This window comes from Streptomyces sp. CA-278952 (assembly GCF_028747205.1).
GTDB lineage: Bacteria > Actinomycetota > Actinomycetes > Streptomycetales > Streptomycetaceae > Streptomyces.
In genome coordinates this window covers 1,031,578-1,051,993 of the sequence record NZ_CP112880.1, presented here as the reverse complement: position 1 = coordinate 1,051,993, position 20,416 = coordinate 1,031,578, and the positions used below count along the sequence as shown (strand labels likewise).

Sequence of the window (20,416 nt, the reverse complement as noted above, 5' to 3'; positions counted from 1 at the left end):
ATGCGCTTCCGCCACCCGGACGGCTCGACGGTCCACCTCGCCTACTGCACCAACGTCCACCCCGCCGAAACCCTGGACGGCGTCCGCGCCCAGCTCCGCGACCACTGCGAACCCGTCCGCCGCCGACTCGGCCGGGACCGGCTCGGCATCGGACTCTGGCTCGCCCGCGACGCGGCCCGCGCCCTGATCAACGACCCCGCCGAACTCCGCGCCCTGCGCGCCGAACTCGACAGCCGCGGCCTGGAAGTGGTCACCCTCAACGGCTTCCCCTACGAAGGGTTCGGCGCCGACGAGGTCAAGTACCGGGTCTACCGGCCGGACTGGACGGAACCCGACCGCCTGGCCCACACCACCGACCTGGCCCGCCTCCTGGCCGCCCTCCTCCCGGACGACGCCACCGAAGGCACCATCTCCACCCTGCCGCTCGCCTGGCGCACCCCCTACGACGGCGACCCCGAGGCGGCCCGCACCGCACGCGCAGCCCTCACCACACTCGCCCAGCGCCTCGACGTCCTGGCCGAGATGACCGGCAAGTCCATCCGCGTCGGCCTCGAACCGGAACCGGGCTGCACGGTCGAGACGACCGCCGACGCCATCGCCCCGCTCACCGACGTGGCCCACGACCGGATCGGCATCTGCGTCGACACCTGCCACCTCGCCACCTCCTTCGAGGACCCCGGCACCGCACTCGACGCCCTGGCCGCCGCCGGCATCCGCGTCGTCAAGTCCCAGCTCTCCGCCGCCCTGCACGCCGACCACCCCCACCTGCCCGAGGTCCGCACCGCGCTCGCCGCGTTCGCCGAACCCCGCTTCCTTCACCAGACCCGTACCCGCACGGCCGCCGGACTGCGCGGCACCGACGACCTGGACGAAGCCGTCACCGGCCGGGCGCTCCCGGACAGCACCCCCTGGCGCGCCCACTTCCACGTACCGCTCCACGCACCCCCGGCGCCCCCGCTGACCTCGACGCTGCCCGTGCTCCGCGACACGCTCGCCCGGCTCGTCGGCGGACCCGTGCCCCTGACCCGGCACCTGGAGGTGGAGACGTACACCTGGCAGGCGCTGCCCGCCGAACTGCGCCCCCGCACCCGCACCCAGCTCGCCGACGGCATCGCCGCCGAACTCACCCTCGCCCGCGACCTCCTGGTCGACCTCGGCCTCAAGGAACTGCCATGAGCGCTCCCGAACCCGGCACGGAAACCGCACAGGAGACCGGCGGCCCCACCCCCCTCCTGGTCCTCGACGTCGTCGGCCTCACCCCGCAGCTCCTGGCCCACATGCCGAACCTCCGGGCCATGGGGGAGCAGGGCGCGAAGGCATCCCTCTCCACCGTTCTGCCGGCCGTCACCTGCGCCGCCCAGTCGACCTTCCTCACCGGCACGATGCCCGCCGAACACGGCATCGTCGCCAACGGCTGGTACTTCCGCGAGCTCGGCGACGTCCTGCTGTGGCGCCAGCACAACGGGCTCGTCGAGGGCGACAAGCTGTGGGACGCGGCCCGCCGCGCCCACCCCGGCTACACCGTCGCCAACATCTGCTGGTGGTACGCGATGGGCGCCGACACCGACTGGACGGTCACCCCGCGCCCCGTCTACTACGCCGACGGCCGCAAGGAACCCGACTGCTACACCCGGCCCCCCGCCCTGCACGACGAACTCACCGACAGACTCGGCACCTTCCCCCTCTTCCACTTCTGGGGCCCCGGCGCCGACCTCGTCTCCTCCCAGTGGATCATCGACGCCACCCGGCACATCATCGCCACCCGCGCCCCCGACCTCGCCCTCTGCTACCTGCCCCACCTCGACTACGACCTCCAGCGCTACGGCCCCGACGACCCCCGCTCCCACCGGGCCGCCACCGATCTCGACCGGGCCATCGCCCCGCTCCTGGCCGACGCCCGCGCCGAGGGGCGTACCGTCGTCGCGCTCTCCGAATACGGCATCACCCGCGTCGACCGCCCGGTCGACATCAACCGCGCCCTGCGCCGGGCGGGACTCCTGGAGGTCCACACCCAGGACGGCATGGAATACCTGGACCCGATGACCTCCCGGGCCTTCGCCGTCGCCGACCACCAGCTCGCCCACATCTACGTACGCCGCCCCGAGGACCTGGAAGCGACCCGGGCGGCCCTGGCGGACCTGCCGGGCATCGAGCAGCTCCTCGACGACGAGGGCAAGAAGGCGCACCACCTGGACCACCCCCGCTCCGGCGAACTGGTCGCCGTCGCGGAGAAGGACGCCTGGTTCACGTACTACTACTGGCTCGACGACGCCCGCGCCCCCGACTTCGCCCAGCTCGTCGAGATCCACCGCAAACCCGGCTACGACCCCGTCGAGCTCTTCATGGACCCCCAGGACCCCTACGTCCGGGTCAAGGCCGTCTCGGCGGTCGCCCGCAAGAAGCTCGGCATGCGCTACCGCATGGCGGTCGTCCCCCTGGACCCCTCACCTATTCGCGGCAGCCACGGCCGCCTCCCCGAGAGCGACGACGAAGGTCCGCTCATCCTCTGCTCCACCCCCCACGCGTTCACCGACCGGGTCAGGGCCACCGAAGTGAAGTCCCTGCTCCTCCAGCTTGCCGGACTGCACTGACATTCCCCGTCACGCGCCCGGCACCGCACCACTCACCCCGTCAGGTCAGCAAGGGAGACACCCGAACATGAGCCGCACCTCCAAGGACACCGAACTCGCCCGCAGACTGAGCCGCCGCAACATCCTCGGTGTCGCCGCCGGAGCCACTGCCGCCACCATCATCGGCACGGCGAGCGCCCAGGCCGACAGCCGCGACCGAGGCCAGGGACACGGCAACGGCCACGGTCACGGACATGACCACGGGCACGGCCGCGGCAAGGGCAAGCCCGTCCTGCCGCCCGGCCGCCTCGGCATCCAGCTCTACAGCCTCCGCGACCAGATCTCCACACTCGGCTTCGCGCCGGTCTTCGCCGAACTGGAGAAGTACGGCTACGACGAGATCGAACTGGCGGGGTACACCCAGGGCTCGGCCGGTCCCATCACCCTGGCCCAGCTCAAGCGGCTGGCCCGGGACCACGGACTCAACCCGATCGGCAGCCACGTCGGCTACTACGACGACAACAACCCCGGCGCGTACACCTTCGCCCAGAACCTGGACAAGGTCCTCGACGACGCCCAGGCGCTCGGCCTCAAGCACATCGGCACGGCCTCGGGCCCGTTCCGCTACGGCTCCACGGTCGACGGCTGGAAGCGGGCCGCGGAGGAGTTCAACACGTACGGGGCGGCCGCCCGCAAGCGCGGCATGAAGTTCTACCAGCACAACCACGCCGAGGAATTCTCCTTCGCGACCGACAAGCCGAACGTGCGCCTCTACGACGTCCTGCTCGCCGAGACCGACCCGGACCTCGTCTACCTGGAGCTGGACATCTACTGGGCCTACTGCGCCCAGTTCCGCTTCAGCAAGCGCGCGGACGGCAGCCCGGCCCCCCTCGACCCGCTGAAGTACGTCCTGAAGCACCCGGACCGCTACCCGCTCTTCCACGTCAAGGACGGGGTCCGCGACGAGACGACCCGCGACGGCTACCGCATGTCGGACGTGGGCGACGGGGACATCGACTACAAGACCTTCCTGTCCAAGGTCACCAAGCGCACCCACCGCGGCCGGACCTACCACCACTGGCAGGCGGAGCACGACAACCCGGTCGAGTCGCTCGCGTTCGCCCGCAAGTCGAGCGAGCACCTGCACTCCCTGCGCGAGGGCCGCTGCGCCGACTGATGCGTGAAGCCCTGACCGCCGGAGTCCCCCGGCGGTCAGGGCGGACCGCTCACCACGGTCCGGCCCTACCCGATGCCCTGCCGGTCCGGAAGCAGGGCGAACTCCCGGTCGGCGGCCACCGCCACCGTGCGCTCCACGGTCTGGACGAGCAGCGCACGATGCCTGACCAGCGACTTCTTCCGGTCCTCCGGGACGAGCAGCAGCAGGTCGTCCAGCCCAGCCATGAGCCGGCGCGTCACCTGGGGACTGCCGGAGACACACCACCGGATCTCCTCGAAGGCGAGGTCGACCAGGTCGTCCCACTCCGGACCGTCCTGCACCAGGCGTACCCGCCCGTCCCGGTCCCGGTGGTGGACGGCCCCGAGCGGCAGGTGCGCCACGGCCGCGAGGAACTGCACGATCCGGTCCAGGCACTGCACGGCGGTGGTCGGATCGTTCACCGACGTCGACAGGGCCCGCAGCGCGATGTCGGCGAGCTGACGCAGCCCGAACGCCAGATCCTGGTGCAGGGTCCGCTCCACCGAGACGGAGACCGCGTACCGCAGCCGGCGCGGCGGCACGGACCCGCCGTGGACGGCGAGCACCGGCGTCCCCGGCACCACGAAGTCCCCGATGCGCGGAATGAGCCGCAGCACGACGTCCTGCCGCCGCGCGGCCCGGACCAGCCGCGCCGTGTTCACGTCCCGCAGCACCCCGGCCCGCCCCTCGTGCAGCACCCGCGCGGTCTCGGGCCCCGGCTCGTCCTCGCCCCGCGGCCCGCTCGGCATCCGGCCCAGCACCCGGAACGAGTCGCGCGCGATCCTGTCCACGACCGGCCCCACCTGCATCAGCCGCAGCGTCGCGCTCACGTAGACGACGAAGAGCAGCAGACTCAGCCCGAGCATCACCAGGATGAGCAGGCTCTGCACCAGCGGGACCGAGACCACCCGGCGGGGATCGCTCTCGCTCTCGTACGAGGAGAGCACCAGCAGTGAGAAGAGGAACGTCGCCAGGAACACCGTCAGCGTGAGCTTGCTGATCCGGCTCCTGACGAAGATCCGCACCACCCGGGGCGTCAGCTGGCCGCTCGCCATCTGCACCGCGACCAGCGAGATGCTGAACACGACGCCGATGAAGGTCATCATCGCCGAACTGATCGTGGCGACGATCGTCTTCGCGTCCTGGGAGAACGCCATCAGCTCGCCCAGCTCGTCGTACGCCTCCTCCCGCTGGAGCAGCGCGACGATCGCGTCGTCCAGTTCGGTGGCGACCAACCACAGCACGAACACGCAGACGAACCCCATGATCGGGGCGGACCAGAACGTGTCGCGCAGATGCTCACGCAGAGGGGACAGCGGACGGGGCCGGCGGTAGCCGCGATCAGTCATGGACGCGAAGGTAGCCCCGCGACCCCCGAGGACCGGGGAGGCCGAGCTCCCACCGGCACGCCGCACCGCACTGACCACCGGATATGCGGGTGAAGCCCTGGCCGAACCCCTGGTATTGTTTTCCATGTCGCCGCGGGGAACACACCGCGAACGACAGACACCTTGTCCGGGTGGCGGAATGGCAGACGCGCTAGCTTGAGGTGCTAGTGCCCTTTATCGGGCGTGGGGGTTCAAGTCCCCCCTCGGACACGCGATGACCCACCAGGTGGGTGCGGGCTGTGACTTCAGGGTCACAGCCCGCTTTTTTTGTGCGCCTTCGTGGGTGACGACGAGCATGGCGACCCCTTCGACCGGAGCGTGCGGCAGGTCGAGGGTTCCGCTCAGGAGCCGACGGCCGTCTGTTCCGCCAGCGGGGCGATGCCCGCGGCCAGTGTCCGGCCCCAGGCGCGGTAGCCCTGCGGTGAGAGGTTGAAGCGGTCCGCCGCCAGCCATTCCGCGGATATCCGGGGCGGCCATCCCGCCGGCAGGTGGAAGGTTGCGGCGTTCCGGGCCGCCACAGCTCTCAACTGCCGGTCGAGGAGCCAGAGATAGCCCTTGACCAGCCGGTCGGCCCTGGGCTCCACCGACTCGACGCGGTCGAGGGTGGGCAGTCCGGCGAACACGACGGGCACCTCGTGGCCCAGGCGCAGGCGGATGTCGCGTACGAGGCGCCCGACGTCGCGCCGGAAGGCGACGGGGCCGCGCAGTTGCCGTGCGTCGGCGATGCCCACCGCCACCAGCACGAGGTCCGGCGTCCAGCACGTCAGCGGGTCGGTCAGCTGCGGCACCAGACCGCGGCGGACCGACTCCACCGTGGCCCCGGATCTCGCGGTCACCCGCCAGGACACGCCCTGACCGGTCAGGGCCGTCAGCGCGGGAGCGAGTTGCCCGGCGAGCGCCTCCCGGTGACTGAGGGCGCCGACTCCCGCGGCCGCGGAGTCACCGAGGACGGCCAGGCGCAGGGGAGGCCCGTGCCCTTCGGTGACCCCGTGGATGTCACCGTCGGCCTCGGACAGGCGCAGCGGTCCCTTTCGCGGTGGCAGCTCGAACATTCCCCACACACTCCTCTGGCTCATAACGCCGTTATACGTCCGGTTCATAACAGCGTTACGATGGGCTGGTGTCAACCCTCAAGAGAGATCCGTCCGAGGTGCGCCGCCGTCTCCTGAGCGAGGCGGCCCGGATTCTGTCCGAGGGAGGTCCCGCCGCCCTGAGCGCCCGCCGCCTGGCCAAGGAGGCCGAGACCTCGACCATGGCGGTCTACACGCACTTCGGCTCGATGCCCGAGTTGGTGCGCGCCCTGACGCGTGAAGGCTTCGCCCGCTTCCTGGTGCGGGTGGAGGCCGTGCCCCGGAGCGAGGACCCGGTGGCGGAGCTCGCCGAACTCTGCGGCGTCTACCAGGCGTTCGCCCGTGTCGAACTCGACGTCTACGCCGTCCTGTTCGGCGGGGCCACCCTGGTCGGCTTCACGCTCACGGACGAGGACCGTGCGATGGGCGTGGACGTCCTGCGCCACCCGCGGGACGCCATCCGGCGCTGTATCGCCGCCGGGCGCTTCCATCCGGACGCGGACCCCGACCTCCTCGTGCGTCAGCTCTTCTGCCAGATGCACGGACTGGCCCAACTCGCTCACGCCGGATACCTCATCGGCGCTCACGGACCGGACGAGGTCCTGGCGGCCATGACCCGGGACTTCGCGATCGCGGCCGGCGACTCGCCCGACGCGGCGGTCCGGTCGGTCACGGAGGGGCTCGACCGAAGGATCTCCTGAGGCGGAGCCGCCGCTGAAGCGGAGCCACCTCCCACTTGTCGGATCTTCGGCAGATGCGGCTTTGATCGCGTTAGTGTTCGGATGTGAGTTCCTATGTGGTGGTCGGGTACGGGCCTGCCGGTGCGGAAACAGCTCGACTGCTGGCCGCGGAGGGCCATTCGGTACGCGTGGTGACGCGCTCGGGGCGCCGCGCCGAGCCGGGTGTCGAGCATGTCGCGCTGGACGCGGCGGACGCCGGGCGGCTCACCGAGGTGGTGCAGGGCGCCGAGGCGATCTTCCAATGTGCGGCTCCCCCCTATCACCGCTGGGTGAAGGAATGGCCACCCCTGGTCACGTCGGCGTGTACGGCCGCAGAGGCGTCCGGAGCGGTCTTGGTGCTGCTGGGCAACCTCTACGGCTACGGGCCGGTGCGGGCTCCGATGGACGAGTCGCTGCCGCTCGCGGCGACCGGGCCCAAGGGCCGGGCGCGCGCCGCGGGCTGGGAAGAGGTGGCGGAGCGGCACCGCCAGGGGCGTATCAGAGCGGTCGAGGTGCGGGCATCGGACTTCTTCGGGCCGGGCGTGACGAGCGGCGGACACCTGGCCGGGCGCGTCGTGCCGCGTCTGCTGCGCGGGAAACCGGTCTCCACGCTCGGGGACCCGGACGCTCCGCACAGCTGGAGCTATGTGCCCGATGTGGCGCGGGCTCTCGTGGAGGTGGCGGGTGAAGAGAGGGCCTGGGGACGGGCCTGGCACGTCCCGACGGCGCCCGCGCTGTCGGTGCGTGGCATGGTCGCGCTCCTCGCCGCCGCGTCGGGAACCGGACCGGTCGCCGTGCGCGGGCTGCCGCCCGTGCTGCTGGACGCGCTGGCGCTGGTCTCCCCGCTGATGCGTGAACTCAAGGAAATCCGCTACCAGTTCGACCGGCCGTTCGTCGTCGACTCCAGCGCCTACGAGGCCGGGTTCCACGTGCGGGCCACCCCGGTGGCCGAGCAGGTCGACGTGGTGGCGGCGTGGTGGGCCGAGCGTCTGGCCGGCAAGGGGTGAAGACCGCGACAGCGAAAGGGCTGCATAGTGGGTTCGGCGGGGGCAGAGCGGGACGACATCGCGATCGTGGGGATGGCGTGCCGGTTTCCAGGGGCGCAGAACGTCAATCAGTACTGGCGGCTCCTCATGGAACCGCGGGCACAGTTCAGCGCGGTCCCGGACGCGCGATGGCGCAGGGCCGGCCTTCTCAGCGACGACGTCCGTGACGCGTCCTCGGTCTACACGGACACGATGGCGCTGCTGCGGGACGTGGGCCACTTCGACGCGGAGCACTACGGCGTTCCGCCGCGGCGGGCCAGGTCGCTGGATCCTCAGCACCGACTGCTGATCGACCTGGCGCGCGAGGCGATCCAGGACGCGGGGTGGGAGGCCGAGGGCTTCGACCGTGAGGAGACCTCGGTAATCACCGCGCTCACCGAGTCCGGATACCGCGAGCTCAGCACGATGCGCATCCGGATGCGCCAGCTGGCCGGCGGCGAGTTCGGGGCCCGGCCGGCCGGCCCGGGGTGGCCGGACACGGTCAGGGCCGTGGACGAGCTGCACGGCTCGTCCGTGGTCGGGCTCCTGCTCAACATGGGTCCGAACAGCATCAGTTCGGTCTTCGGCCTGCACGGCGAGAGCTATGCGCTCGACTCGGCGTGCTCCGGTGGCCTCATGGCCGTGGCCAACGCCGTGTACGGGCTGCGCGCGGGCCGCAGCCGCATCGCGCTGGCCGGTGGCGCGCAGCTGATTCTCGCCCCCGATCTGCTGGTGGGCCTGAGCCGCATCGGCGCGGTCTCGCGCAGCGGCAGGTGCCTGCCGTTCGGCGCGGAGGCCGACGGGTTCGTGCTGGGCGAGGGGGCCGGCGTCCTGGTCCTGCGTCCGCTGTCCGACGCGCAGGCGGCCGGGGACCGGGTGTACGCGGTGATCCGCGGCGTGGGAACGGCCAACGACGGGGCCGTCCGGGGAGGCATGCATCCGCAGGCGGCCGGTCAACTGCGCGCGCTGCGCCGGGCCTACCGCGACGCGGACCTGGCCCCCGACTCCGTCGGATATCTGGAGGCGCACGGGACCGGGACGGGGGTCGGTGACCCCGTCGAGACGGGTGCCCTGCGGGAACTGCGCGGTGAGGGAAGTGCCCCGGCCTTCCTCGGAGCGGTGAAAGCGGTGCTGGGGCACTCGCTCGCCGCCGCGGGGATGGCCGGACTCATCAAGACCGTCCTGGCGGTCCACCGGGGAGTGATACCTCCGCAGCCGCGGTTCGAGCTGGCGGAACCTTCCGCGCTCGGGGACGCCGGCCTGACCGTTCCGACGGCGGCGACCGCGTGGCCCGGCACGGAGCGGCCGCGCCGGGCGGGGGTGAGCGCCTTCGGCTTCGGCGGGACGGGCGTCCACCTGGTGGTGGAGGAGAGCCCCGCACCGGTGGTGGAGAGCCAGGCGCCGGAGAAGGAGAGCCATCTGCTGGTGCTCAGCGCCCGCGACCGGGCCGGACTGGCCCGCTACGCCCGCGAAGTGGCGCACACCATCGTCGCTGACGGGCTGCCGCCGGCCCGGGTGGCGGACACCCTGGCCCGGCGGGCCCCCCTCGCGGAGCGCCTGGCCCTGGTGGTGGAGGACACCGCGACCGCCGTGGACCGGCTGGTCTCGGCGGCCGCGGCCCTGGACGCGGGCCGTACCGGAGAGCTCGGCACCGGCCAGGCGGCCGGTACGGTGCCTCCCGGCGAGCCGCTTCCCGGGGTCGCCGTCCCGGCCCCGGGTTCGCTGCCGGAACGGGAGCGCGCGAGCGTGCTGGCCGACCTCGCGGTGCGGGCGGTCACCGGTCGGGGGCTCCGTCCGATGACGGAGGCGGTACGCCCGTGCACGTTGCCGCCGAGTCCTCTCGCGCCCCGCCACCACTGGGTGGTGGACCTGTCGGCCCGTGACATCGGGGACGCGCCGGAGCCGGCCGGCCGGCCCGGGACGGCAGCCGCGCACGCACCGGCCCCCGCGGCCACGTCCGCGGACGTGCCGGCCGACGGCCGGGCCGCGGCGTCCGTCGTGTTCGAGGAGGTGTCGCGCACGAGCGTCGTCCCCCTCCTCGACCTCGGGGGACCGATGGTGCTGACGAACGATCTCGGTTTCGACTCGCTGATGCTCCAGGAGCTGGAGGCCGGCATCGCCAAGAGGGTCCCGGGCTTCTCCACCGACGAGATCTACGCGTCCGGCCTGACGATCGAGCGGCTGACCACGCTGGTCGGTGCGTACCGCATACCGCTCACCGGTCCCGGGGAGCCGCCGTCCTGGCGGCCGGGAGCGGAGGGGGGAGCCGTGGCGGCGGAGCCGCTCCCGCCCGAGGAGGCGGAGGGCTGGAGCGCCGCGACCGCGTGCGTCGACGACTTCCCGGAGGTGGCCCGGTTCGAGGAGCAGGCGGAAGCGATCCTCAGCAGCGGCGCGGACTTCCCGTACTTCCGGGTCCACGAGGGAAACATCCTGGACCGGACCGTGGTCGGGGGCCGTGAGTTCCTGTCCTTCGGGAGTTACAACTACCTGGGCCTGTCGGGTCATCCGGCGGTCAGCGAGGCCGCGCAGCAGGCGGTCGACCGGTACGGGACCTCGGTCTCCGCGAGCCGAGTGCTCTCCGGGGAACGGGATCTGACGGTACGACTGGAGCGGGCGCTGGCCGGATTCCTCGGTGTGGAGGACTGCCTCGCCCTGGTGAGCGGCTATGCCACCAACGTGACGGCGCTGGGCCACCTCCTGGGCGCGGGGGACCTGGTGATCCACGACGCGCTCGCCCACAACAGCATCCTCCAGGGCTGCGCGCTGTCGGGGGCGGCACGGCGTCCGTTCGCGCACAACGACATGGGCGAGCTGGAGCACCTGCTCCAGGTCAACCGGTCCCGGTTCAGGCGGGTGCTCATCGTGGTCGAGGGCGCCTACAGCATGGACGGTGACCTGGTCGACCTGCCCGCCGTCATGGAACTCAAGAAGCGTTTCGGCGCCCTGCTGATGGTCGACGAGGCGCACAGCATCGGCACGGTGGGGGAGTACGGCCGTGGCGTGGGTGAGTTCTTCGGTGTCGACCGCTCCGGTGTCGACCTGTGGATGGGCACCCTTTCCAAGGCCTTCGCCAGCTGCGGCGGATACCTCGGGGGGTCGGCCCGGACGGTGCGCTGGCTGCGGCACACGCTGCCCGGCTTCGTCTACAGCGTCGGGCTGAGTCCGGCCAATGCGGCGGCGGCGCTGGCGGCGACCGAGCTGATCGTCGCGGAGCCCGGGCGGGTGCGTGCCCTGAGGCGCAACGCCGAGCTCTTCCGCGGCCTGGCCGTGTCGGCCGGTCTGGCGACGGGGACCAGCGGGCACACGCCGATCGTGCCCTGTGTCCTGGGGGATTCGGCCAGGACGCTGCGGGTCGCCGACCGGCTGTTCGCGAGGGGAGTCATCGCCGATGCGATCTTCCACCCCGCGGTGGAGGAGGGGCAGGCGAGACTGAGGTTCTTCGTCACCGGCGAACACCGTGCGGACGACATCCGGCGAGCCGTGGGGATCCTGGCCGAGGAGGTGGCGTCCACCCGGGGCTGAAGGCACCGGGGACGCGCTGAACGGGGGCCGCGAGGAAGTGGTCGCCGGGAGGGCGGCGCGAGCCGCTCCCGGCCCGGCGCGCCTCAGAACAGGGTGCGTTCGACGCGCAGGAGGGCGGCGGACTCCCCGGGGGACCCGCTGTCGGCGGCGGCCGGGCCCTGGTCCTCCCCGGCACTGCCCATCCGCTCGGAGAGGAGGTAGGCGATGACTTCCGCTTCCTGTTCCTGGATGTCGTCGTAGGTGGTGCGCTGGAGCATGTCCCGTACGAGAGCGGGGTCGACGTTGGGGAAGAGCGAGCGGGCGCTCGCCTCGTCCAGCCAGCCCGCCCCTCGATGGCAGCAGATGATGTGCCCCAGCTCATGCAAGATGATGTGCTCCTGATGCGCGCTGTTGGTATTGGCGTCGTAGAAGATCAGGTCCTCGTCGCACGCGGCCACCCACATGCCGCACGGATGGGAGGTGGGCATCTGCAGGGGGACCAGGGTGATGGGACGGTTGCGGAGTCCGCCGAGGTAGCGGCAGAGGTCGGCCACACCCACACCCTCCGGCAGGTCGAGCTCGGCTATGCGCCGTGCGCCGTCCTTGCGGAGTCTCTTGAGCTGGCTGCGCCGGTTCTTCCCGGCGGCACGCCCCTTCCCCGAGGCCCTCACTCGGCCTCCGAGAGGTCGGTGACCGGCGGCAGGCCCTGCATCCTGCGGTACTGGTCCATGACGGCCATGACGGCCTGGAGGCTCTCCTTCTCCATCCCGGCGGCTCGCATGGCCACGGAGCGGACTCCGGCCTGCCGCAGTGCTTCGATGGCGGCGACCTCGGTGAGCACGGATTCGGCGACCGTGTCGTCGAAGAAGTACGCGACGGAGACGCCGAAGAACCGGGACAGGGCGGCAAGGAGGTCGGGTGAGGGGTTGGAACGCGCGCCCGTCCGCAGCTGTGACAAGTACACGCCGCCGACCTTGAGTTCGGGGCTGGCCCGCTTCAGTTCCTCGGCGACTTCGGCGTTCGTCCAGTTCTTGTTCTGGGGACGGACCGTCTTGAAGAGGTCGTCCAGACGCACTGCCAGAACGGGACGGTTGTCTGTTTTGGACACTGCGAATCTCCTTTCTTCCCCCTCTGTGTAGCTCACAGTTACTCGCCAGTTTTGCAGATTAGCTCTCAGTTGACAATCCGACGGGATTCCGCCAATGTGGGCCACGCGAGTAGCTGTCAGCTAACTTCGCAGGTGGGAAGCGGAGCTGACAGCCAACCAGGTCGGCCAGGGGGGCCGTCGTGGGATGAGCCGAGCGGGAGAGCACTCGTCGGCAGCGCAACAGGGGGCACGCACAGTGGTAGTGGCAATCGACCGACCGGACCTGCACGCGACGGAGGGCCGGGCGGCCGGCGAACAGGCCGTCCAGCTGGAGCAGGCACTGCTCCAGGCCAGGTCCCTGATCGAATCGACGGTCCTGATGCACCGTCGGCGCCTGGTGAGCGACTCGGTGGTCGCACGCAACAGCGTCGCCCAGATGGACGAGTCCATGCAGCAGTTGATCGTCCGGGGGCACCACGCCGTAGCGGTCACGCTCACCGGCCCCGGCGCGTTCACCGAGTCGGTCCTGCGGGTCCTGAGCGAGAACCCCGGCCGGGCGACCGTACGGGTGCTGTGCACGGCCGAGGTCGCCGCGGCAGCGGCCGGGCGACTGGGCGAACTCCCGAAGACGCAGACCGAGGTGCGGGTGTCCGACAGCGAACTGCGCGCGATCCTCGTCGTCGACAGCGTGGCGGCGCTGGTACCGGCGAACCGCCCGGGAACCGGCGAGCAGTTTGCCGTCGTGAACGACATGGCCACGGTCCGTGCCCTGGAACTGCTCTTCGCCGGCGCCTGGGGCGTGGCGCGCAAGCTCGCGGACCACATGCGGCTCAACCCGCGCCTGCGCGTGGAACTCGTCCGCAAGATCCTGGAGCGCCTGCGCGCGGGGCACACGGACGAGGCGGCCGCACACGAGATCAACGTGTCGCTGCGCACCTACCGGCGGTACGTCGCGGAGATACTGCGCGACCTCGACGCCATCTCCCGGTTCCAGGCAGGGGCTCGCGCGGTGCAGCTCGGCCTGCTGCCCGCGTGATCGGGCCGTACCCCCTACCGGACCGTGTACGGGGGAACCGCACCCCACCGGGTGCGGGGCCCCCGGCGTGATGCGAACAGGAGAGGACGAGCAGACGTGCTGGACCGACGCGAGGACAAACTGGAACTGGCACTGCTCGAGGTGCAGGCGCTCATCGAGTCGTCCGTCGCCATCCACCGGGACCACACCGTCCAGGAGCAGCTGATCGCCTCGGTGGACGGCGAGTACGGCACGGTGCTGGACACCGCGCAGAACCTGATCAACGGGGCCACCCGCACCATCGACATCGTTCATGCGCGGCCTCCGAGCGCATCGGACCAGGCGGCGCGGCACTCGGACCGGGTGGAACGGGACCTGCTCCGCTCCGCGGCCGTCGGCGTCGCCATCCGCCTGCTCACCACCCCGGCCCTGCTCGACAACGAATTCGCACGCGAACAGTTCGGCAGCGAACGGCCGGTGGAGGTCCGCGTCGCGCGCATGCCCCCGCTGCAGGCGATCATCATCGACGGCGGCGCCGCCTTCGTGGTCACCGAGTCCGCGGTCGGCCGCAGGGCCTCCGTGATCCGGGTGCCGGAGGTGCTGCGCACCCTCCAGGCGTTCTTCCAGAGCGTGTGGAGCGATGCGGCCCCCGCCGGCGAGAACACCGTCTTCGACGGCCGGGACCGGGCGGCCCTCGTCCAGCGCATACTCACCGCTCTGGGAAGCGGGGTCACCGACGAGATCGCCGCGCGCGAGAACGCCGTCTCCGTGCGGACCTACCGGCGTTACGTGGCCGAGGTCATGTCCCTCCTCGGGGCGAGCTCCCGTTTCCAGGCCGGAGTGCGGGCCGCCGAACTCGGCCTGCTCCCGCCCCCTCACTCCTCCGCGAGCCGACCCCCGCCGGGGCGTCCGAACCGCTGAACCCCTAGGGCCTCTCGTGCGGATCATGTCGGGCTGATCCAAACGAAAGACCCCGGGTGTCCCGGGGCGTAGCTCCGCGGGGCGGGAGAACACCGAGATCGACTCAACCACGTGCCGCTCGGCACCGGTCGGGAGCCAGGCTGTGAACACCATCAGGACCCTCTGCTTCGTCGTCGCGGCGTTCTCTTCCTACGCGGCCCTCGCCTACCGGCTGTGCCAGTTGCGGCGCAGCCGGCGGGACAGCTCCTACCGCGCGCTCCTCGCCACCCTGCTGTTCCAGAGCCTCACCTTCACGATGGGCACCGCCGCGATGGTGAGCGACAGCTTCCTGGGCGTGGGGAACCTGTCCGTGCTGCTGATGCACGTGTCGGCCGTCGCGTTCTGCGTCAGTGCTCAGATCATCCTGCTGCGCTGGGCCGCGGAGCCGAAGGACGCCGCGCGCAGGGCCCGTTACTGGCTGGCCGCCGGCGTCACGCTGGGCGTGCTGCTGACCACACTGTTCCTCCTCGCCGACGGGACGGACCGGCCGGCTTCCGACTTCAACACCGGCAGCGGGCAGCCGCTGGTCCTCCTCTACCTCACGGTCTTCATCGTCTCCCAGGCGGTTCCGTGCGTCACGATCTTCCGCCAGTGCGGGGCCTACGCCCGCATGACGTCGAAGGCCTCGCTGCGCCAGGCCCTGCGGCTGCTGTCGGTGGCCGCGGCGATCCTCTTCTTGTACTGCGTGGCCAGGACGGTCAATGTGCTCACCGCGGCCTGGGGGATCGACATCGGGGGGTGGCAGGGCGCGGCCTCCGTGTTCAGTGCGGCGGGCATCGTCGTTCTCTCGCTGGGCCTGACCATCCCCTCCTGGGAGGGGAGGCTGGACAAGTCATCTCAATGGGTGTCCAGTTACCACTCCTACCGGACCCTGTATCCGCTCTGGCGGGACCTGTACGAGTCCTCGCCGGACATCGCGCTGGAACCGCCGAGGCCGGCCTCGGTCTTCGACCTCCGCTACCGTCTCCACCGCCGGGCCGTCGAGATACGGGACGGCTGGCGGGAACTGCGGCCCTACATCGACCGCACCGCCCACGGCGCCGAGGGCGCGGCAGCCGCGGGGGCGGGCGAGGAGGAACGGCAGGCCTTCGTCGAAGCGGCACAGATCAGACGGGCCCTGCACGCCAAGCGCACCGGCGCCGCCCCCCACGACAGCAAGGACGTGGGGGACTTCGACGACCGCGACACGGTCAACTTCACCTCCGAGGTGGCATGGCTCACCAAGGTCGCGTCGGTCTACCGGGAGCTCGGCAGGCCGGGCTGAGCGTTCCGGGCCGCCGCACGCACCTGGGCCTGTGCCTCCTTCAGTGACAGCGCGGCCATCTCCTGGAACCGCGCGAGCCGCGGCACATGCGCCACGCTTCCAGGCGGGTCCGGGTACTGGACTCGAGGCGGAGCAGAGTCGGCACGGCGGTGTTCTCCTCGGTGGTGGGTACGTGGCGGTCTGCGGCACCGGAGCGGTTCGAACCGCGGCCGGATCGGCGTGTTGCCCGCTTCTCAGGTGTCGATCAGGCGCGCGAACCGTACCGTGTCGAAGATGTCCTCCATGCGTACGGCCCGGCCCCCGCGCAGCGTCCAGGAGTGGACGAAGTCGAGGGTCTCGGTGTGGCCGCTCAACGAGGTGACCTGCCGTACGCCGAACACCACCACCCGGTCGCCCGAGCGGAGGAATTCCAGCGGCTCCAGCCGCATACCGCTCAGCACGGCGGGGACCTTGGACAGGAACTCCCGCACGCCGGCGTGCCCGACCCTGGTCCCGCCGAGGCCGTACCGCGCCATCCCGGCGGGATGCACCCACTCGACCGCGGGGTCGAGCGTGGCCAGCAGCGCCTCCACATCGCGCGTCTGGAAGGCGCGGTAGGCGGCGTGGATCACTTCTAGATGGTCCGTCCGGTGTGGCACAGGTCGGTGAACCTCTCTCCCGGTCCGTCAGTGTTCGAGGTGTTCGGGGTGGAGCGCTTCGAAGGTGCGTCGGATGCCGTCGCGCCAGCTCGTCGTGCAGGGGCCGGTCAGCCTCCGCCGCAGCGTCGGGTCGAAACGGTAGGTCTCCCGGGTCACTTCGCTCTCCACGAGCTTCGCCGGAACTCCGGTGAGACTCTCCATGTACCGAATGCAGTCGGTCATGCCGACCGGTTCGTCACCGCCCCAGTTCACCAGCGTGGCCGGGACCGAAGCGGCCTCCCACAACCGGGGGACCTGGGCCACGAGGTCGTCGGCGTACAGCGGGGAGAACCAGTTCTGCCGCCCGTCCAGAGGTACGGGAATGGGCTCCCCGGCCAGCATCCGTTTGAAGTACAGCAGGGGAACCCCGCCATAACCGTTCGGCCCGTACGCGATGTTGAGCCGTGCGATGGTGGTGGGGAGGCCGAGGACGCGGGCGAACGCCCGCACCGCACCCTCGGTCGCGATCTTGCCGACCGGATAGGCGGGGAGCCAGTCGGCCACCCCGTCGACGGGGTCGGTCTCGGTGTACGCGTGATCGAGGGTCTGCCGGGAGTAGACGGCGCCGGTGGAGACGTACAGGAATCCTTCGGCGGTCCGGCAGTGCGTCATCAGCCGCCCCGCGGCGACCGAGTTGACCTCGATGGCGGCGTTGAAGTCACCGTCCTCACCGCGCCGGACGGCGGAGTGCACCACATGGGTGAAGTCCCTGGGCAGGCCTATGAGGCCGTCCTGGGAGAGGTCGTCCATGTCCCAGCGCCAGGTGTTGATGCCCTGGACGTTCAACTGCCGCTCGATGTCCGGCGCGCCGAACCTGCCCAGGCACCAGACCTCGTTCTCGGGGGCCAGTGCTTCGGCCAGCGGTCGGGCGACCTGCCCCGTACCGCCGGTGATCAGGATCTTCTTGGCGCTCACCGCTGTTCCTCCGCATCGCCCATGGACAGATCGAGTTCCCGGCGCAGAATCGCCTGGAAGGCGGCCACGTGCCGGGGGCCCATGAGCGTGTAGTGCTCACCCGGCACATCGACGTACCGGTTGGCCCCGGTGGTGTGCTCGTCCCAGCGGCGCAGTTCGTCGCGCAGCCAGTCCTCCTTGGAGCCGCGCAGCGGAACGGCGTAGAAGACGCTCATGGACCGGACACGGCCGCTCGGCTCGTAGCCGCGACCGAGGTCGGTGAGACCGTCGGCCAGCTGCGCCCAGGCGCTGAACTTCTGGGGATCCAGGTCGAGTTCCGCGATCCTGTCCGAGGGGGCGATGTCGATGAGGCGGGCCGACTGTTCCTCCCGCGGCAACGCGCGCAACCGCTCGGGCAGGTCGAGGGAGTGCTTCCTGTCGATGAGGCCGAGGAAGAAGGCGAGATTCACCGCGGTCTCGACGAAGTCGAGTTCGTCCATGCGGTACTTGATGTGCGGCGGGAGGTTGAAGCTGCCGACGAAGTCGACCCGCTCGCCGGCCGCCTCCAGGACCTTGGCGATCTCGAAGGCCACCGCGCCGCCGAAGGAGTAGCCGGCGACCGCGTACGGGCCGTGCGGCTGACGCTCGCGGATGGCGGCCACATACGTGTCCACCATCTCCTCGAAGCTGGTGAAGGGCTTCTCGCCCTCGTTGAAGCCACGGGCGCGCAGTGCGTAGAACGGGCGGTCGCCCACGAAGTACTGGGCGAGGTTGACGAAGACCAGTACTTCGCCGACACCCGGGTGGACGCAGAACAGCGGGGTCTTCTCGCCAGTGAGCTGCATCGGCACGACCGGGTCGTACGTCCACGCGTCCGGCTGCGCGTCCCCGGCCAGCTTCGCGGCGAGCATGCGCACGGTGGGAGCCGTCAGCACGTGGATGATCTGGAGACCGTGGGCGTCCAGTCGCCCGGCGACCTTGCTGCGCAGCCGCAGGATGTCCAGTGACGTCCCGCCCAGGTCGAAGAAGTTCGCGTGGACACTGATCGAGCCGGGATCGGTGTCGAACAGCTCGGCGTAGATCTCGGTCAGCACCCGTTCGGTCTCGCCCTCGGGGGGCGTGTGACCGCCGAGCCTGCGCAGGCTGACCTCGGCCACCTCGCGCACGGCCTCGTCATAGGCGCCGGCCTCCAGCCGCCTGCGCATCAGCGCACGCTGGATCTTGCCGAGGCTGGTCTTGGGGAAGGCGTCCTTCGGCAGCGGAAGGATCAGGGCCGGTCTGAATCCCCAGTGCATCACCGTGGTGCTGCGCACCGCCGCCAGCACCCGGCAGAGGTGCGTCTCGTCGCCCGGGGCGGTGGCCTCCGGCGCCGGGTGGAAGGCGATCACCAGGTGCTCCGTGTCGCTCCCGGCGGGCCGGGTGGGGAAGGCGGCGACATAGGACCCCGCCACCCCTTCGAGCTGTTCGAGCACGGCTTCGATGTCATGGCTGAAGTAGTTGACCCCGTTGACGATGACGCTGTCCTTGCTGCGTCCCACCAGGGTCAGCCGGCCCTCGTCGACGCGTCCCAGGTCACCGCTGCGGAACCAGCCGTCGGCGGTGCGGGAGTCCGCGGTGGCCCGCGCGTCGTTGTGGTAGCCGGGACTGATCATGGGGCCGCAGAGCTGGAGCTCGCCGACGGTGCCCTCGGGCAGCGCCCGGTCGCGCTCGTCGGCGATGCGGATGCTCAGCCGCTCGACGGGGGCCCCGAGGTTGGCGAACTCCGCGTGGGCGTCCGTCTGCGGGAAGCCGCGGGAGTAGACGCTCCCCGCGCAGGTCTCGGTCATCCCGAAGGCGGGCCACAGGGCGTCGGGGGCGAGGCCGTGCGGCGCGAAGCGGTCGAGGAAGGCGCGGCCGGTGGCGACGACCACGGCCTCACCGCCGCTGATGATGTGGCGCACCCGGCCCAGGTCGAAGGTCTCGGCGCCGATGTCGGACGAATTCAGCAGCCCCAGCAGGAAGTTGGGGGTGAAGGTCATCGTGACACCGTGCCGGGACATGAGCCTCGGAAACTCCAGGGGATCGCCGAGTATCACCGCCGCTTCGACGTGCAGTTGGCGGCAGCCCACGTACATCGGCAGCAGATGGCATTCGAGGAGGGCGGCCACATGGTCGAAGGAGATCCAGTTGAGCGTGGTGTCCGCCGGGGTGAGCCGGTGGCAGCCGTTCTTGCCCGCCATGGACGCCAGCAGATTGGCGTGGGTGAGCTCGACCGCCTTGGAGTTGCCGGTGGAACCCGACGTCAGGACCAGTACGGCCGTGTCCTCGGGGTCCGCCTCGTGCGACTCGGTCGCCGGTTCGTGTCCGTACAGCGACTCCAGCGTGGAGACGCGGACCCCGTCGACCCGGGGCAGTCCGGCGGCGAGCGAGGCACTGGTGACGATCAGGGGCGCATCCAGCAGCCGGTCGACATGGCGGAGCTGGGCGGTCCAGCGCTCCGGATCGCCGTGCACCGGCGCGAGCGGGCAGGGCACGAAACCGCCCAGTACGCAGGCCCAGAAGGCGGTGAGGAATTCCCCCGGGTGCTCCAGACACAGCACGACCCTGTCCTGGGTCACGAGGCCGCGCGACCGCAGTGCGGCGAGAATTTCGCCGGCCTGTCTCAGCAATTCCGGATATCTCTGGGAAATGTACGGGGCGGATGCGCCGCCCCGGCAGTAGTCGAGTCCCGCATCTGGATGGTTCCGCGCCGCCCGGGTCAGTAGGCCGGCGATGGTGCGCGGCGGTGAAGCGGTCACTTTCCCTCCGGTCCCCTTCATTCTCGTTCTCCCGTCCGGCCGGTCGTGCGAGTCACGGGAGAACAGTAGGGTCCGGTTGCCACAGGTGGCGCGCGATGGCATTTAGTGGACACAGGGTGACATCTAGTGGACAGGGCGATCGGCGGACGCGCCTCGGGGCCGTTCGTGGCAGCTTCCTGAAAGGGCTCTTGTAAAGGGCCGGATCAAGGAACTTCCATGGGGCGCCAAGAAGCGACTGCCAGCCCGTCGGGGCAGGCCGGCCAGAAGGCGGATC

At 70.9% G+C, this 20,416-nt stretch carries 16 protein-coding genes and 1 tRNA gene; 10 read left to right on the top strand and 7 right to left on the bottom strand.

Going from position 1 to position 20,416, the window contains the following annotated elements:
• The 3 genes from eboE (at position 1) to N7925_RS04555 (ending at position 3,747) form a co-directional block, all read left to right on the top strand.
• Complete coding sequence (gene eboE / locus N7925_RS04565) at positions 1 to 1,176, top strand: metabolite traffic protein EboE (protein ID WP_265598205.1); 1,176 nt, start codon at positions 1 to 3, stop codon at positions 1,174 to 1,176.
• A complete protein-coding gene (locus N7925_RS04560; RefSeq protein ID WP_274343116.1) occupies positions 1,173 to 2,591 on the top strand; it encodes an alkaline phosphatase family protein in 1,419 nt (472 codons plus the stop codon). The genes eboE and N7925_RS04560 overlap by 4 nt, the downstream gene beginning before the upstream one ends.
• Before the next feature lie 67 nt (positions 2,592 to 2,658).
• Positions 2,659 to 3,747, top strand: coding sequence for a sugar phosphate isomerase/epimerase family protein (locus tag N7925_RS04555; protein WP_274343115.1), 1,089 nt, complete (start codon positions 2,659 to 2,661; stop codon positions 3,745 to 3,747).
• Between the two features lie 65 nt (positions 3,748 to 3,812).
• On the opposite strand, the gene N7925_RS04550 is transcribed toward N7925_RS04555, so the two are convergent.
• The gene (locus N7925_RS04550) at positions 3,813 to 5,114 is read right to left on the bottom strand and encodes a DUF2254 domain-containing protein (protein WP_265598202.1); all 1,302 of its coding nucleotides are present in this window, start codon (positions 5,112 to 5,114) and stop codon (positions 3,813 to 3,815) included.
• A 164-nt stretch (positions 5,115 to 5,278) separates the two neighbouring features.
• Between N7925_RS04550 and N7925_RS04545 the strand changes: the two genes are divergently transcribed.
• A tRNA-Leu gene (locus tag N7925_RS04545) sits at positions 5,279 to 5,363 on the top strand.
• A 131-nt stretch (positions 5,364 to 5,494) separates the two neighbouring features.
• Here N7925_RS04545 and N7925_RS04540 read toward each other — a convergent pair.
• Positions 5,495 to 6,205 (bottom strand): SGNH/GDSL hydrolase family protein, encoded by a 711-nt coding sequence (locus N7925_RS04540; protein ID WP_274343114.1) that lies wholly within the window; start codon positions 6,203 to 6,205, stop codon positions 5,495 to 5,497.
• 68 nt (positions 6,206 to 6,273) lie between these two features.
• On the opposite strand from N7925_RS04540, the gene N7925_RS04535 reads away from it, so the two are divergent.
• From N7925_RS04535 to N7925_RS04525, 3 genes are all read left to right on the top strand, one after another.
• Positions 6,274 to 6,924 (top strand): TetR/AcrR family transcriptional regulator, encoded by a 651-nt coding sequence (locus tag N7925_RS04535; protein ID WP_274343113.1) that lies wholly within the window; start codon positions 6,274 to 6,276, stop codon positions 6,922 to 6,924.
• A gap of 83 nt (positions 6,925 to 7,007) precedes the next feature.
• Positions 7,008 to 7,949, top strand: a complete 942-nt coding sequence (locus N7925_RS04530) for an NAD-dependent epimerase/dehydratase family protein (RefSeq protein WP_274343112.1) — start codon at positions 7,008 to 7,010, stop codon at positions 7,947 to 7,949.
• A gap of 72 nt (positions 7,950 to 8,021) precedes the next feature.
• Complete coding sequence (locus N7925_RS04525) at positions 8,022 to 11,489, top strand: aminotransferase class I/II-fold pyridoxal phosphate-dependent enzyme (protein ID WP_443032337.1); 3,468 nt, start codon at positions 8,022 to 8,024, stop codon at positions 11,487 to 11,489.
• Positions 11,490 to 11,572: 83 nt separating this feature from the next.
• Here N7925_RS04525 and N7925_RS04520 read toward each other — a convergent pair whose 3' ends face one another.
• Positions 11,573 to 12,139 (bottom strand): toxin, encoded by a 567-nt coding sequence (locus N7925_RS04520; protein WP_265598197.1) that lies wholly within the window; start codon positions 12,137 to 12,139, stop codon positions 11,573 to 11,575.
• Entirely contained in the window at positions 12,136 to 12,576 is a 441-nt protein-coding gene (locus tag N7925_RS04515) for a helix-turn-helix domain-containing protein (protein WP_265598196.1), read from the bottom strand. The genes N7925_RS04520 and N7925_RS04515 overlap by 4 nt, the downstream gene beginning before the upstream one ends.
• A gap of 241 nt (positions 12,577 to 12,817) precedes the next feature.
• Between N7925_RS04515 and N7925_RS04510 the strand changes: the two genes are divergently transcribed.
• The 3 genes from N7925_RS04510 to N7925_RS04500 all read left to right on the top strand — a co-directional run bounded on the left by N7925_RS04510 (position 12,818) and on the right by N7925_RS04500 (position 15,794).
• Positions 12,818 to 13,591 (top strand): DNA-binding response regulator, encoded by a 774-nt coding sequence (locus N7925_RS04510; RefSeq protein WP_265598195.1) that lies wholly within the window; start codon positions 12,818 to 12,820, stop codon positions 13,589 to 13,591.
• 96 nt (positions 13,592 to 13,687) lie between these two features.
• Complete coding sequence (locus N7925_RS04505) at positions 13,688 to 14,491, top strand: LuxR family transcriptional regulator (RefSeq protein WP_274343110.1); 804 nt, start codon at positions 13,688 to 13,690, stop codon at positions 14,489 to 14,491.
• A gap of 142 nt (positions 14,492 to 14,633) precedes the next feature.
• Positions 14,634 to 15,794 (top strand): MAB_1171c family putative transporter, encoded by a 1,161-nt coding sequence (locus N7925_RS04500; RefSeq protein WP_274343109.1) that lies wholly within the window; start codon positions 14,634 to 14,636, stop codon positions 15,792 to 15,794.
• Positions 15,795 to 16,027: 233 nt separating this feature from the next.
• On the opposite strand, the gene N7925_RS04495 is transcribed toward N7925_RS04500, so the two are convergent.
• The 3 genes from N7925_RS04495 to N7925_RS04485 are packed head-to-tail and all read right to left on the bottom strand — an operon-like array spanning position 16,028 to position 20,163.
• Positions 16,028 to 16,405 (bottom strand): nuclear transport factor 2 family protein, encoded by a 378-nt coding sequence (locus N7925_RS04495; protein WP_274343108.1) that lies wholly within the window; start codon positions 16,403 to 16,405, stop codon positions 16,028 to 16,030.
• Positions 16,406 to 16,459: 54 nt separating this feature from the next.
• Positions 16,460 to 17,386, bottom strand: coding sequence for an NAD-dependent epimerase/dehydratase family protein (locus tag N7925_RS04490; RefSeq protein ID WP_265598191.1), 927 nt, complete (start codon positions 17,384 to 17,386; stop codon positions 16,460 to 16,462).
• Positions 17,383 to 20,163, bottom strand: a complete 2,781-nt coding sequence (locus N7925_RS04485; RefSeq protein ID WP_274343107.1) for a non-ribosomal peptide synthetase — start codon at positions 20,161 to 20,163, stop codon at positions 17,383 to 17,385. The genes N7925_RS04490 and N7925_RS04485 overlap by 4 nt, the downstream gene beginning before the upstream one ends.
• Positions 20,164 to 20,416 lie beyond the last annotated feature (253 nt).